General features: G+C 65.6%; 10 protein-coding genes. All 10 read left to right on the top strand.

Annotated features, from left to right (window positions below; genetic code table 11):
- Positions 1-9: 9 nt before the first annotated feature.
- Complete coding sequence (locus tag AC3A35_RS01560; RefSeq protein WP_487434062.1) at positions 10-2,334, top strand: hydantoinase B/oxoprolinase family protein; 2,325 nt, start codon at positions 10-12, stop codon at positions 2,332-2,334.
- A gap of 38 nt (positions 2,335-2,372) precedes the next feature.
- Positions 2,373-2,879, top strand: a complete 507-nt coding sequence (locus AC3A35_RS01565; protein WP_487434063.1) for an acetone carboxylase subunit gamma — start codon at positions 2,373-2,375, stop codon at positions 2,877-2,879.
- 251 nt (positions 2,880-3,130) lie between these two features.
- Positions 3,131-4,099, top strand: coding sequence for a WD40/YVTN/BNR-like repeat-containing protein (locus AC3A35_RS01570; protein WP_487434064.1), 969 nt, complete (start codon positions 3,131-3,133; stop codon positions 4,097-4,099).
- Between the two features lie 10 nt (positions 4,100-4,109).
- A complete protein-coding gene (locus AC3A35_RS01575) occupies positions 4,110-6,482 on the top strand; it encodes an efflux RND transporter permease subunit (RefSeq protein WP_487434065.1) in 2,373 nt (790 codons plus the stop codon).
- A gap of 94 nt (positions 6,483-6,576) precedes the next feature.
- Positions 6,577-8,145, top strand: a complete 1,569-nt coding sequence (locus tag AC3A35_RS01580; protein WP_487434066.1) for a DUF1302 family protein — start codon at positions 6,577-6,579, stop codon at positions 8,143-8,145.
- Between the two features lie 17 nt (positions 8,146-8,162).
- Positions 8,163-9,488: a DUF1329 domain-containing protein gene (locus tag AC3A35_RS01585; RefSeq protein ID WP_487434067.1), complete on the top strand. Its 1,326-nt coding sequence runs from the start codon at positions 8,163-8,165 to the stop codon at positions 9,486-9,488.
- Positions 9,489-9,808: 320 nt separating this feature from the next.
- Positions 9,809-11,797, top strand: coding sequence for an AMP-binding protein (locus AC3A35_RS01590; protein ID WP_487434068.1), 1,989 nt, complete (start codon positions 9,809-9,811; stop codon positions 11,795-11,797).
- Between the two features lie 35 nt (positions 11,798-11,832).
- Complete coding sequence (locus tag AC3A35_RS01595; RefSeq protein WP_487434069.1) at positions 11,833-12,531, top strand: CoA transferase subunit A; 699 nt, start codon at positions 11,833-11,835, stop codon at positions 12,529-12,531.
- Between the two features lie 2 nt (positions 12,532-12,533).
- Positions 12,534-13,181: a CoA transferase subunit B gene (locus tag AC3A35_RS01600; RefSeq protein WP_487434070.1), complete on the top strand. Its 648-nt coding sequence runs from the start codon at positions 12,534-12,536 to the stop codon at positions 13,179-13,181.
- Positions 13,182-13,628: 447 nt separating this feature from the next.
- The gene (locus AC3A35_RS01605) at positions 13,629-15,659 is read left to right on the top strand and encodes a sigma-54-dependent Fis family transcriptional regulator (RefSeq protein WP_487434072.1); all 2,031 of its coding nucleotides are present in this window, start codon (positions 13,629-13,631) and stop codon (positions 15,657-15,659) included.
- The last annotated feature ends 86 nt before the right edge of the window (positions 15,660-15,745 follow it).

Here is a 15,745-nt window from a genome sequence, read left to right on the forward strand (position 1 = left end):
AGACACACCATGAATATGATGAGTGACAAGGAAATCGGGTTTGCCGATCTGCTCAAGAACGGTCAGACGCTGAAGCAGTTCCGCGACGGCATCATCGAGCGCACCCAGGCCTCCGGCCACTACAACGGACTGGAGAAGCTGGAACTGCGCGACAGCGATCCGATCGGCTACGAGAAGCTGTTCTCCAAGCTGCGCGGCGGCCTGGTGCATGCCCGCGAAACCGCCAAGAAGATCGCCGCCAGTCCCATCGTCGAGCAGGAGGGCGAACTCTGCTTCACCCTGTACAACGCCGCCGGCGACTGCGTGCTGACCTCCACCGGCATCATCATCCACGTCGGCACCATGGGCGCGGCGATCAAGTACATGATCGAGAACAACTGGGAAGGCAATCCCGGCATCAATCCCGGTGACATGTTCACGACCAACGACTGCGCCATCGGTAACGTGCACCCGTGCGACATCGCCACCATCGTCCCGATCTTCTGGGAAGGCCGGCTGATCGGCTGGGTCGGCGGCGTGACCCACGTGATCGACACCGGCGCGGTCACGCCGGGCTCGATGTCCACCGGTCAGACCCAGCGCTTCGGCGACGGCTACATGATCACCTGCCGCAAGACCGGCATCAACGACGAGCCGCTGCGCGACTGGCTGCATGAGTCGCAGCGCTCGGTGCGCACGCCCAAGTACTGGATCCTAGACGAGAAGACCCGCATCGCCGGCTGCCACATGATCCGCGAGCTGGTCGAGGAGGTGATCCGCGCCGACGGCATCGAGGCCTACGAGAAGTTCGCCTTCGAGGTCATCGAGGAAGGGCGCCGTGGCCTGATGAGCCGGATCAAGGCGATGACCCTGCCGGGTACCTACCGCAAGGTGTCCTTCGTCGATGTGCCGTTCAAGCACGAGGACGTTCAGGTCTCCAACGCCTTCGCCAAGCTCGACTCGATTATGCACTCGCCGTGCGAGATGACGATCCGGCCCGACGGAAAATGGCGGCTGGACTTCGAAGGCGCGAGCCGGTGGGGCTGGCATACCTTCAACGCCCACCAGGTGGCCTTCACCTCGGGCATCTGGGTGATGATGTGCCAGACCCTGGTGCCGACCCAGCGCATCAACGACGGCGCGTACTACGCCACCGAGTTCCGCCTGCCCAAGGGCACCTGGTGCAACCCGGACGACCGCCGCACCGGGCACGCCTATGCCTGGCACTTCCTGGTCTCCGGCTGGGCGGCGCTGTGGCGCGGGCTGAGCCAGTCCTACTTCAGCCGCGGCTATCTCGAAGAGGTCAACGCCGGCAACGCCAACACCTCCAACTGGCTGCAGGGAGGCGGCATCAACCAGGATGGCGAGATCCACGCGGTGAATAGTTTCGAAGCCTCGAGCTGCGGCACCGGCGCGTGCGCGGTCAAGGATGGTCTGAACCACGCCGCCGCGATCTGGAACCCGGAAGGCGACATGGGCGACATCGAGATCTGGGAGATGGCCGAGCCCCTGCTGTACCTCGGGCGCAACGTCAAGGCCAACTCGGGGGGCTACGGCAAGTATCGCGGCGGCTGCGGTTTCGAGACCCTGCGCATGGTATGGAACGCCCAGGACTGGACCATGTTCTTCATGGGCAACGGCTTCATGAACAGCGACTGGGGCATGATGGGCGGCTATCCCTCGGCCACCGGCTACCGCTTCGAGGCGCACAAGACCGGCCTGGAACAGCGCATTGTCGTCGGCGATTCCCTGCCCCTGGGCGGTGACCTCGATCCGTCGCGGCCCGACTACGAGCGCCACATCGATGCGACCGCGGTGGTCAAGCGGGACAAGCAGTGCATGACCACCGAGGACTGCTACGACAACCACGACCTGTACCTGAACTACCTGCGCGGCGGCCCCGGGTTCGGCGATCCGATCGATCGCGAACCCAAGGCGATCGAGAACGACCTCAACCAGAAGTTCCTGCTGCCGGAGTATGCGCAGAAGGTCTATGGCGCGGTGTTCACGCAGGATGCCAAGGGGGTGTTCGCCGTCGATGCGGCGAAGACCGCGGCGCGGCGCGCAGAGATGCGCAAGGAACGGCTGGCCCGTGCCTTGCCGACCGCTGAGTGGATGAAGGAGGAGCGCCAGCGCATCCTCAACAAGCACGCGTCGGTGCAGGTACAGCACATGTTCGCCACCAGCTTCGCGCTGTCGGAGAAGTTCACCCGTCAGTTCAAGGATTTCTGGAGCCTGCCGGCGGAATGGCAGCTGCTGGAGGAAGAGCTGGGGGTGCCGACCTACGGTTCGAAGCACCGCATGGACCTCTCGCTCATGCCCGACGTCAGGACCGTGGTTCAGGTCGAAGAGTGAAACCCGTTCAAACGAATCGCTGAATCAAGGAGCAAACAATGTCGAAATACACGAATGAGCAGGTTTCCCACCTGGTCGAGGGCTCGCTGGATTGGGAAACCACCTTCCGCATGCTGTCGATGCCCAAGGACAACAGCCGCTTCGAGCAGTACGTCGCAGCCCTGCAGAAGAAAGTGACGTTCAAGGACCGCATCGTCCTGCCGCTCGGTCCGCACATGTACATCGTGCAGTCGGCCACCAGCAAGAAGTGGCTCATCAAGTGCGACTGCGGCCACGAGTTCTGCGACTACCGCGAGAACTGGAAGCTGCACGCAGCCATCTATGTGCGCGACACCGAAGAGGCGATGACCGAGGTGTATCCGAAGCTGATGGCGCCGGATACCCAGTGGCAGGTGTATCGCGAGTACTACTGCCCGAGCTGCGGCACGATGCACGACGTCGAGGCGCCGACGCCATGGTACCCGGTGATCCACGACTTCGAGCCGGACATCGAGGCCTTCTACACCGAGTGGGTCGGCCTGCCGGTTCCCGAGCGCGCGGACTGAGTCGCCCTGGCCGGGCGGAGCGCCCGGCGGCTGCGAGCCGGCGCTTCCGCTTGGGAAGCGCCGGCCGGGGCCGCGCTGTGCTTCCGCCTGGCTCTCCCCCTGTTACCGCAATGAGCCATGCAAGGCGAATGCCCTGCAGGGCTTCGGCTATCCAAAAAATGAGACTTGCGCCGTTCCGGGGCGTGAAGGAGATCGTGATGCTGCGTCGGTTGAGAAAGTATGGAGGCGGCGCCCGTGGCGTCGTGACTTTGATGACTTCGTCTGCCCCCTTGATGATCGTTGGCGGGCTCCTTTACGCCGGCCTGTTCGTCAAGGCCGAAGCCGTGGTGCAGAAGGTCGAACCGCCGGCGATCGAGCGCCGTGACACATTTTACGGAGTCGCCGCGCCTGACACGCATGTGGTGTGGGCTGTGGGCGCCGGCGGCAAGATCGTCCGCAGCGAGGACGGTGGCGACTCCTGGGTACGCCAGGCCTCGAACACCGAAGTCAATCTGCAGGGCATCGCGGCGTGGGACAGTGACCACGCGATGGCCGTCGGCAATGACGATGTGGTGATCGTGACCAATGACGCCGGCCGCAGCTGGACGCGCGCCGAGATTCCCGCCACCGACAACCCGAACAAGCTGTTTCGCGTCCGCATCGCCGGCGAGACGGCGTGGGCCGTGGGGGAGTTCGGCGCCGTGCTGCGCTCGACCGACCGCGGCGCGACCTGGTCGCGCGTACTTCCCGAGGAAGATCGCGCGTGGAACGACATCACCTTCGTCGGCAACGCGGGTTGGCTGGTGGGTGAATTCGGTACGCTGATGCGGACCACCGACGGCGGCGCGACCTGGCAGACGGTGGCGACGCCGAACACGGTGAGCCTGATGAGCGTCGCCTTCCGCGACGCCGAGCACGGCGTTGCCGTGGGTCTTGCCGGCACCTTGCTGGTCACTGCCGACGGTGGCGTTTCGTGGCGGCAGGTGCCGGTCTTTACCCGCGAGCACCTCTACACCGTGACCTGGGATGACCACCGCTGGCTTGTCGTCGGCGACAAGGGCGTCATGGCCACGACCGACGCAGCGGCGGAACAATGGGAGCTCGGCCGGGTTGCCGCAGGCGACGTCTCGTGGCGCACCCAGATTGCGCGCGCCGGTACGCGCTACTTCCTTGCCGGCAGCAATCTCGCGGTGCTCGACGACAACGGCGCGCTGAGCGTCGCCGGCCGCCAGCGGATGTAAGGGGACGAGGATGAAAAACACGACATTCGGCAAGGTCGATCGCACCTTTGCCTTCCTCATCCGTTTCCGCGCGCTGGTGGTTGCCGCGGTAGCGCTGGTCACGCTGGCGATGGGCTATCAGGCGAGCCAGATCGAAGTGAAGACGATCTTCAGCGACCTGTTGCCGCGCGACCATCCCTACGTTGCGGTGAACCAGCGCTTCAAGCAGACCTTCGGTGGCTCGAACATGGTCAGCGTCATGCTCGAGGTCGAGCACGGTGACATCTTTAACCAGGCGGTGCTGGCGAAGGTGCAGAAGCTGACCGTCGACCTGCAGCAGGTCGAAGGCGTCGATACCTACCAGATCATTTCCTTGGCATCGAAGAAGATCAAGGAGGTGCGTGCCTCGACCGAGGGGGTCGAGTCGCGTCCGCTGATGTGGCCCGAGCTGCCGCGCGACAACGCCGAGCTCGCCGCGCTGAAGGCGTCGGTGCTCAATAATCCGCTGGTGTACGGCCCCTATGTGTCGGCCGATCTGAAGGCGACGCTGGTCACCGTCGACTTCAACGACGGCAGCATGGACTACACGCGCGCCTTCAATCAGCTGATGGCGTTGGTGGAAGCGGCCAGCGGCGATGGCGTGCAGGTGCGCATCGTCGGCGAGCCGGTGCTCTATGGCTGGGTCAATCACTACCTGCACGAGACCCTCACCATCTTCTTTGCCGCGGTGGCTGCGCTGGTCGTGCTGCTGTGCCTCATTACCCGTACCTGGCACGGCACCATCCTGCCGCTGCTCGCGGGCACGGTGAGCGCGATCTGGGCGCTCGGCGCGGCGCGGCTGATGGGCTTTCACCTCGACCCGCTGGTGGTCGTGGTGGCCTTCCTGATCACCGCGCAGGCGATCTCGAACTCGGTACAGCTCATCGCCCGTTTCGATGACGAGACCGGCCACGGCGTGGCGAGCGCCGAAGCCGCCGCGCGGGCAAGCGCACGAAACCTGTTCAAGCCCAGCATGCTGGCGATCGTCGCCGATGCCGGCTGCGTGCTGGTGGTCGCGCTCACGCCGATCCCTCTGCTGCAGAAGATTTCCCTCATCGGCACCGTGTGGGTGCTGACGATCCTGGTCAGTGCGCTCGTCCTCACCCCCGTGATGCTGTCCTGGTTCGGCGCACGCCAGCGCTACATTCATCCGATCAACATCAACCCGGTGCTGATGCGCATCCTCGGTGTGTGCTCGGCGATCGTCACCACGCGCTGGCGTTATGCGGTGCTCGGCGCTGCGGCCGCGGCCTTCGTCGCGTCCGGCCTGTACGCGTTCAACCTCAAGGTCGGCGACGCCAACCCGGGCTCGCCGATCCTGTGGCCGGATTCGAGCTACAACCGCGATGCCGAAGAGATCAACCGCCAGTTCCAGGGCTCGGACCGCATGTTCGTCGTCGTCGCCGGGAAGCCGGGGGCGCTGCGCGAACCCGAGGTGCTGTCGAGCATGACGCGCTTCCAGAAATACATGGAGGCCCAGCCGGAGGTCGGCGGCAGCATTTCGCTCGCCGACATCCTGCCGCAGGTCAAGCGCGTGCTGCGCGAAGGCAACCCGATGTACCAGGAGCTGGGGCAAAGCGGCGACGAGAACGCCGAGTTGATGTACATGTTCGTCTCCGGCTCCGACCCGGGCGACATGGACCGCTACGCCGATGCCGACGCGAGCAATGGCGCGGTGACGCTGTTCTTCCGCGACCACCAGGGCGAGACCATCCGCACCGCGATCGCACGGGTGCGTGACTACGTTGCCCAGCACCCGATCGCGGACGCCGAATACCTGCTCGCCGGCGGTCTCGTGGGCGTGCTCGCCGCGGTCAATGAGGTGATCCTGGCCGGCCAGATCGAGGCCATCGCGCTCGCGCTGCTGGTGCTGGTGGTGTGCTGCACGGTGACCTACCGGTCCACGGTCGCCGGTGTGTTCTTCATGATCCCGGTGCTGCTCTCCAACACCATCACCTTCAGCTATATGGCGTGGCAGGGCATCGGCATGAACATCAACACCTTGCCGGTGGTGGCCTTGGGTATCGGCCTCGGCGTCGATTACACCTTCTATATCGTCGATGGCATCCGCGAGAACCTGCACCGCTCGCCCAACGTCGAGCGCGCCATCGTCAATGCGCTGATGGGGCCGGGCAAGGGCGTGCTGATCACGGCGACGACGCTGATCACCAGCGTCGTGCTGTGGCACTTCTCATCGCTGCGGCTGCAGGCCGACATGGGGGTGCTGATCGCCCTGTGGCTGTTCATCTCGGCCTTCAGCGCGCTCTTCATCATGCCCGCCCTGGTCTATGTGTTCCGGCCGGAATTCATCGTCGGCAGCAAGCGCCGTCCAATCGAACAGGCCGAGCCGGTGATGGTCGGCTGAAGCCGATCTGCGTGCGTAGCGCAGCACAAGCGCGCGCCACCGAACCCTTCCGTGCAGTGAGAAGTGCAGTCAAAAACCACAAAGGAGTGAGGAGATGAAGTGCAAGGGAGTTTCAAGAATCAGGGCGACCGCTGTCGCGCTGGCGGCCGCGATCTCGGGGGCCGCGTGGAGTCCGGCGCAGGCCGCCGGGGACGAGGGCTCGTGGGCCGACGATTTCAGCTTCAACCTGTCCGGCTATGCGCGCGGCTGGGTGTCGATGAACCTCGAGAACCAGCCTGAACTCAAGGCGATCGACGAGAAGAGCAAGGGGAAACTGTCGATGGTGCGCGGCTCGCTGCTGCTCGATGCCGATGCGCGCACCGGGCCGGTGAAGTGGAAGGCGATCGGTCGCGTCGATCGCGAGTACAAGACCAGCTACCTGAACGATCTCGAGCGCCTGCGCAGGACCAACGGCACCACCGGGGGCGATGCCAGCAGCATTCTCGACAATTACAACAATGGCGAAATCCGCGAATTCTGGGCCGAGTTGCCGCTCGGCGAGCGGGTGACGGTGAAGGCGGGCAAGCAGCAACTGGTGTGGGGCGAATCCGACTTCTTCCACGCCATGGACCTGGTGCATGGCTACGACCTGTCCTGGCGTCTGTTCTTCGAGGGCGAGAACGAGGAGTGGCGCAAACCGTTGACCCTGATCTCCACCAAGATCCGCGTCCCCGAGCTCGACGGCATGCTGGCGGCCTACGTGCGCCCGGGCGTCGATCGCTGCGAGGATATCGGCAACACCTACGATATCCAGGGCGGACGCTGGTTCTTCCAGCCCTATCGCGGCTTCGACCTCACCGCGGTGACCGACAAGGACTGTGACCATCCGGACGGCGACTACCGCGACGTCACCGGCGGTGTGCGCTGGTCGGGCGAGGCCTACGGCCTGAGCTATTCGTTTGCCTGGCTGACGACCTTTTCGGCCGACCCGGTGGCGAACTCCGCGTTCAAGCCCTTCAAGAAGGCGCCGAGCGGCTCGGTGTTCGATCTCATTCATCCCCGAATCGACGTCTACGGCATGACCGTGAGCGGCTACAGCGCAACGCTCGACGCCGTGCTCAGCGCGGAGGTGGCCTACACCGAGGACCAGCCGTACAACATCGGCACCGGTGCGTTCCTTGCACCGAACGTTCCGGGCAATGTCGGGATCGGTCTGGGCGGGGTGAAGAAGAAGGACACGCTGACGACGATGCTGCGCATCGACAAGAACCTCAGCTTCGAAGGGCTGCTGGGCACCTCGCGGCCGTCGTTCTCGTCGATTCAGCTGTTCAACACCCAGGTGCTCAACTTCAAGGAGTCGGACGACCTCGTGCGCCTGTTTGCGTACGGAACGCGGCTTACCGAGCACAACACCATCCTGACCGCATTCACGACGCTGAACTACAGCAACGACACCATCAATCCCGGGTTCGCGATCGGTTTCGACCTCACCCACGGCGGCGGCTTCGCGATTCCCAGCGTGTCCTTGACGCTTCCGGACCAGTGGCTGGCGAAGATCGAGGCCGACATTTTCTGGACCGGCAACAAGTCCAGCAAGCAGGCGTTCAGCGGGCAGTCCTCGCAGCTGTTCGGCTATTTCGATAACGCCAGCCAGCTCGTTTTTCGCTTGACCCGGCAGTTCTAAACAAGGAGGAGACCATCATGCAAGTGCATTCCCAAACCCCTGCCCGCCCCCCGGCGCGGCGCTTCGGTGCCGGCGGCGCCCTCGGCCTGATGCTGCTGCTGGCAGTGCAAGGCGCGCAGGCCAAGGAGCTCGACGCCGGTTTCATCATCACCAAAGACAACTACGCGAGCGTCAAGGACGACACCTTCGAGGGCAAGACCATCGCGAGCATGGTCCCGGAAAAGCTCGAGTGGATGATCAATAATTACGATCTGACGATCAAGATTGCCCACTCGAAGAAGATCGAGATGGACCCGAAGTACGTCGAGGCGACGCGGAACTGGTCGAAGGACGTCAAGTTCAATCCCGCCGACCGCACCGTGAGCGGGTGGAAGGCCGGCATGCTGTTCCCGCCCGAGTCGATCAAGCTCGATGACCCGCACGCCGGCGACAAGGTGATCTGGAACCTGCGCGCGGCGACCTATGGCGCAACCATGGATCTGCGCGACATCGCCTGGGTGTTTCTCGACGCGAAGACAGGCTTCGAGCGCGTGCAGCGTTTCCAGTCGCGCCGTTATTACATGGAAGGGCGCCTCGATGGTGGGCCGATCTCGGTCGGCGACGGCGACATCGCGCAGAAGACCTACTTCGTCGCCACCAGTCCACAGGAGATCCGCGGCGTGGGCACCTTCTCGGTGCGCTACAACCAGGCCGACTCGGCGAAGCCGGACGACGCCTACGCCTATCTCAAGTCGGTACGGCGCACCCGGCGCCTGTCGGGCGGGGCGTGGATGGACCCGATCGGCGGTACCGACCAGCTCTATGACGATTGGGATATCTGGGATGCCTGGCCGACGAAGTACACCGAGAACAAGCTGATCGAGAAGCGCTGGATCCTCGCCATTGCCCACAGTCCCGAGATGAGCGTCGACAACAGCCAGACCGGCAAGTCGATCGAGAAGGAGTATCCGCGCATCGGCATGAGCGAGCCGCCGTACTTCAATCCGGCCAAGGACATCGAGTGGGAGCCGCGCGAGGTGTACGTCGTCGAGGGCACGCCGCCGCCGCAGCATCCGTACAGCAAGAAGGTGGCCTACATCGAGGTCGACTTCCCCCGTCCCTACCTGGGGTACGCGCTCGACCGCAAGGGTGAGTTCTGGAAGATGTTCATCTTCCAGAACCGTCCGGACACCGGCGACGACGGCTACAAGGCGGTGATGCCGGTGGTGGGCCACATCATCGACGTCAAGCGCGGCCACGCCACCAACTGGTCGTCCAACATGAAATCCAACCCGAAAGGGGTGAAGGAGTCGGACGTCTCGCTGAACATCCTCGAGGAAGTCGCCACCGGGGCGGGGCGCTAGGAGGGTGTCGGACTTGAGCGATCGTAGCGAGCCGAGTGGGAAAACGAGGACAGATTCCGCCGTTTTTGAGGTGCTTAGTCATTCTATGCAACGAGAAAACGGGCGGATATGGACCGTTTCTCCCACTGGCGCAGTCGATCAGCCTCAAGTCCGACAGCTCCTAGGCCTCCACCTCGCCGCGTTAGCTACCGGACCCACCGCTCTCCACGGCTTGGTCCGCCCTGGTTCGTTCGGGGCGGACACTTTTCCGGCGAGCGGGCCGGGTCCGGGGCGCTGCACTGTGCGCGGTATCGACAACGACGACAGGGGGCAACTCCGACATGAACATCCATACGCCCAGTGACTGTGAATGGCGCAACACACAGTTGGCGCGCTTCATCGCGCGCCATGACTACCGTGGTCTCGACGACCTGAGGGAGTGCGCGGCGCGCGAACCCGCACGCTTCTGGGACCAGGTGCTCGACGCGATCGGTTTCGAGTGGGTGACGCCCTACCACCAGACCCTCGATCTCGCCGATGGCGTGATGTGGCCGAAGTGGTTTGTCGGGGGCCGCGTCGACCTGGTCGATAACCTCGTCGGCAAACACGCCCGCGCCACGCCGACCAGGATCGCCATCCGCTGGGAGGGCGACCGGGGTGAGCTGCGCACCCTCAGCTACGCCGAGCTTGCCGTGGAGGTGGAGCGTGTCGCCGGCGGCTTGCGTGCGCTCGGTGTGGGCGAGGGCGACCGGATCGCGCTGTACCTGCCGATGGTCCCCGAAGCTGCGGTGACGATGCTCGCGGCCACGCGCATCGGCGCCATCTTCATCCCGTTCTTCTCCGGCTATGGCGCCGACGCGGTGGCGCAGCGCGTGGCCGACTGCGAAGCACGCGTGCTGGTGTGCGCCAACGGTTACTACCGCCGCGGCAAGCGCGTGCGCATGCTCGACGACGCCCGTGCCGCCGCGAGGGTCTGTCCTTCGCTGCGCCAGCTCGTGGTGGTAGACCACCTGGGCGTGGGCCCATGTTCCGCGGATGACGCGGCGGACGCGACTTGCGTCGAGGTCGACTACCGTAAGCTGCCCGAGCCCTCATCCGCTTGCCCCCGCGTGGCCTTTCCGGCTGACCAGACGCTGATGCTGATCTACACGTCTGGCACCACCGGCAAGCCGAAGGGCGTCGTTCACACCCACGCCGGCTTTCCGGTGAAGGCGGCGCAGGATCTGCAGATGGCCTTCGACCTGCACGCGGACGATACGCTGATGTGGATCACCGACATGGGCTGGCTGATGGGGCCGTGGATGGTCTACGGCGGGCTGATGCTGGGGGCGACGCTGGTGTTGTACGAGGGCACGCCGGACTACCCCGATGCGGGGCGGCTGTGGCAGGTGGTCGAGCGTCACGGGGTCACGCATTTCGGTCTGTCGCCGACCCTGGTGCGGCTGCTGATGGCGAACGAGGCGAGCCTGCCCGCGTCGGGCGCGCTCGACACCTTGCGTGTGTTCGGCTCCACCGGGGAGGCGTGGAACGAGGCGCCGTGGCTGTGGCTGTTCGAGCAGGTCGGCCAATCGCGCCGCCCCATCATCAACTATTCGGGGGGGACCGAGATCGGCGGGGGCATTCTCGCGTGCTTTCCCGGCCTGCCGCAAAAGGCGTGCGCCTTCTCCGGGCCGATTCCCGGCATGGCGGTGGCGGTGCTCGACAGCGATGGACAGCCGGTGCGCGGCAGCGTAGGCGAGCTCGCGATCCGTCAGCCGTGGCCGGGCATGACGCACGGCTTCTGGCGTGATGCGGAGCGCTATCGCGAGGCCTACTGGTCGGTGTGGCCGGATGTGTGGGTGCACGGCGACTGGGCGTGCGTGGATGCGGAAGGCTACTGGTTCGTACACGGACGCAGCGACGACACGATCAAGATCGCCGGCAAGCGCGTCGGTCTTGCCGACTTCGAGTCGGCGCTGGTGTCGCACCCTCTGGTGGTCGAGGCAGTGGCGGTGGGCGTCCCCGACGCGCTCAAGGGCGAGACGGTGGTGTGCTTCGTCACCGTCAGCGATCGCGCGGCGCTCGCGCAGCAGGCGTGGCAGGCGTGGGAAGCGGAGCTCGTCGACCACGTCGGCCGCCAGCTCGGCAAGCCCTTGCGCCCGGCGCGCGTGCACCGCGTAACTGCAATCCCGAAAACGCGCAACGGCAAGACGGTGCGGAGGGTAATGCGCAGCGCCTATCTCGGTACTGGCCTCGGGGATCTGTCCGCGATCGAGAATCCGGTCGCGATCGATGCGCTGCGTACGCTGCGGACGGCCGCGGAAGACTCGGCGAGCGGGGTGGTGACGTGAAACAGGGTGATGACATCAACATGGAGAGAAACGCTATGAGGAAGATATATCCGGACGCCCGTGCCGCGCTGGGCGACATCGTGCGGGATGGACACACGGTTGCCGTCGGCGGCTTCGGGCTGTGCGGCATTCCGGAGATGCTGATCCACGGTCTGCGCGATGCGCGGGTGAACGATCTCACCGTGATCAGCAATAACGCCGGTGTCGATGGCGTCGGTCTCGGGCTCCTCCTCGAGACCCGGCAGATCCGAAAAATGATTTCGTCGTATGTGGGCGAGAACGCGGAATTCGAGCGCCAGCTGCTGGCGGGCGAGCTCGAAGTCGAGCTGACCCCGCAGGGCACGCTGGCCGAGAAGCTGCGTGCCGGTGGCGCCGGCATCCCGGCCTTCTATACCCGGACCGGGGTCGGGACGCTGGTGGCCGAGGGCAAGGAAGAGCGCGACATCGACGGCTGCCGCTACCTGCTCGAACATGCGCTGACTGCCGACCTTGCGCTCGTCAAGGCATGGAAGGCGGATCGGGCCGGTAACCTCGTCTATCGCAAGACCGCGCGCAACTTCAATCCGGTGGTCGCGACGGCCGGGCGCATCACCGTCGCCGAGGTCGAAGAGCTGGTCGACAATGGCGTTCTCGATCCCGATCACATCCACACCCCCGGGGTCTTCGTTCAGCGCATCGTCGTCAATCCGCACCCGACCCGACATATCGAACAACGCACCGTGAGGCAGGGATAAACATGGCTTGGACACGCAATGAAATGGCTCGGCGCGCGGCGCAGGAGCTGCGCGACGGATACTACGTGAACCTCGGCATCGGCATGCCGACGCTGGTCGCGAACCACATCCCGGCTGGCATGGACGTCTGGCTGCAGTCGGAAAACGGCCTGCTCGGCATCGGCCCGTTTCCGACCGAGGCCGAGGTCGACTCCGACCTGATCAACGCCGGCAAGCAGACCGTGACCACGCTCGCCGGCAGCAGCATCTTCAGTAGCGCAGACTCGTTCGCGATGATCCGCGGCGGGCACATCGATCTGGCGATCCTCGGCGCGATGCAGGTGAGCGAGCACGGCGATCTGGCGAACTGGATGATTCCGGGCAAGCTCGTGAAGGGCATGGGCGGGGCCATGGACCTGGTGGCCGGCGTGCGTCGTGTCGTGGTGCTGATGGAGCATTGCAGCAAGAGCGGCGAGGCCAAGATCCTGCCTCGCTGTGAGTTGCCGCTGACCGGTGCGGGGGTGGTGAACCGCGTGATCACCGATCTGTGCGTGCTGGACGTCACCGCGCACGGCCTGCGCCTGCGCGAAACCGCGCCGGGGGTCAGTATCGACGAGGTCGTGGCGCGAACCGCCGCCCGGGTCGAAGTCGAGGAGGCTGCGCTCGGCTGAGACCGTCGCGCACGGAACGGGGGTAGCCGTCGAGCGGGCCTTGTCGGCCGCGCTTTTCCGATCGTGCGCCAGCGAGCATCCGTCCCCGACGCTTCACGGCGGACGGCTGCGCGGGTAGGTGAACGTTCGATTTCCGGTCGCCGTCCGGTGGCGAACGTACGGAAACCGGACGGTCGTACGATTGCCACGTCCAGTGTCAGGCCGTCATGCGTCGGGCGACCGGCACTGCGCGTTCCCCTCGGTATTCTCCTGGCCGTCGTGGCATTGGATTTGCTATATTTTAGACGACCGCAAGGGCTTTCGATTTCGCGGTTTCCCCATTGGCCGGAGAGCCGATCACCTACAAGACATTTAGCCAGGGCCTTCGCGGGCAGAATCCACAGAACCTCGTTCAACCGGCCGCGCCAATAGCGGTCCGCCGCGAAGTGCACCCGACGAGGAGACACGATGACACGGATGCCCGATGGGCAGATGTTTTCCGATCCCGGCAACGACGCGGCGGTGATGGCGGCCTGGGAGCGTTTTCTGGATGGCAGCGGACGACCGTCGGATGCCTTGCGCAGCCTGGTCGACGGCTCGTGGCAGCGCTGCCAGCAGCACAACGTCGACCCGGACAAGCGCAGCGCCCCCGAGCCGGTGGGCGAAACCACGCTGATGTCGCTCAAGAGCCGTCATGGCGAACTGCTCGAGGCCGGTGCCCCGATCATGGCCTGCGCGCGCGATTTCCTGGCCGAGACCGGCACCGTGATGGCGCTTGCCGACACCAGTTCCACCATCCTCACCATGGAAGGCGACAATCCGACGCTGGGCTCGGCCGAATCGATCCACCTGGTGCCGGGGGTGGCGTGGAGCGAGCGGATCTGCGGTACCAACGCGATCGGCACCGCGCTCGCCGTCGGCCAGCCGGTGCAGATCCACTCCGCCGAACACTACTGCGCCGGAATCAAGCGCTGGACCTGTTCGGCCACGGTGATCCGCCATCCGCACGACGGTGAGATCCTGGGTGTGGTCGATGTGTCCGGTTTGTCCGAGACCTACAACCGGCAGAGTCTGGCGCTGGTCGTCACCACCGCCAGCCGGATCGAGAACCGCCTGACCATACGTGAAATGGAGTGGCGCTACCGGCTGCTCGAGGCCGCGTTGCCGCAGTGGTCGGGGGGCACCGACGGGGTGGTCCTGTTCGATCGCCGCGGTTACCCGATCAAGGCCAACGAGAATGCGCAGGCGGCGATCGCCGCCTTCGGTGCCGAACTCGATCTCACCGCGCCGCGGCGCATTCCGGGGCTCGCGGTCGACGTCGAACCGCCGCGACTGCCGGCCTGGCTGCGGCCCGAATGGCTGGTGCCGGTGTCGAGCCGGGGCGAGCGTCTCGGCACCCTGTTGATCATGCCGCTGCCCCGCCTCGGGCGCGCCAGCGTGGGCGAGCCGGAGCGAGCGCTGGCGCGCGACGCAGCCGCCGGTGCCGAAGCGCGGGCGAGCCTGCCTGCGGGCTTCGCCTCCATCGTCACCGCCGATACCGGCCTGCGCGAGGCCGTGCGCAAGGCCGACCAACTCGCACGCTCGCGGGTGCCGGTGCTGTTGCTGGGCGAAACCGGCGTCGGCAAGGAGGAATTCGCGCAGGGCATCCACCAGGCCAGTCCCTTCCGCGACGGCCCGTATGTCGCGCTCAACTGCGGCGGCCTGTCGCGCGAACTGCTGGCGAGCGAACTGTTCGGCTATGTCGACGGTGCCTTCACCGGGGCGCGTCGCGGCGGCCTGGTCGGCAAGATCGAGGCGGCCAACGGCGGCACCCTGTTCCTCGACGAAATCGGCGAGATGCCGCTCGATCTTCAACCCCACCTGCTGCGGGTGCTGGAGCAGGGCGAGATCTACCGCCTGGGCGAGAACGTGGCGCGCAAGGTCGACTTCCGCCTCGTCGCCGCCACCCACCGCGATCTGCGCAAGGAGGTCGCCGACGGCCGCTTCCGCATGGACTTCTACTACCGGGTGGCGGTCACCTCGATCCGCATTCCGGCCTTGCGCGACCGCCCCGGCGATGTGCGCGTGCTCGCCCGCCACTTCGTCGACCACTTCCGCGAGCGCCACGGCATCGGCCCGCGCCGGCTGGAGGATGACTTGCTTGCCGCACTGGAAGGCTACGCGTGGCCGGGTAATGTGCGCGAACTGCGCAACGTCATCGAGAGCATGCTGTTGATGAGCGAAGGCGAGGTCCTCGGCCCCGAAGCGTTGCCGCCCGAACTCGCCGGTGAATTGGACGCCGAGCCGCGGCTCCCCTCTGCGGCGCTGGATGTGCACAGCATGGCGAAAGGCGAAGCCGAGCTGATCCGGCGCGCAATCGCCGCCACCCGCGGCAATCTCACCCAGGCCGCGCGCGAGCTCGACATCGCCAAGAGCACGCTGTACCAGAAGGTCAGGCAGTACGGGCTGGAGCGCGACATCGCGCGGGTACGCGAGGCGACGCCGACGATATCGGCCTGATGGCCTGAGGTGGCTGCGCGCGTGAGTGAGACCACGTACGGCGGTGCCGTGGTCCGTCGCGTCGCCGCGAATCACCGAATTGGCGC

The organism is Azoarcus sp. Soil_N_20 (assembly GCF_057656155.1).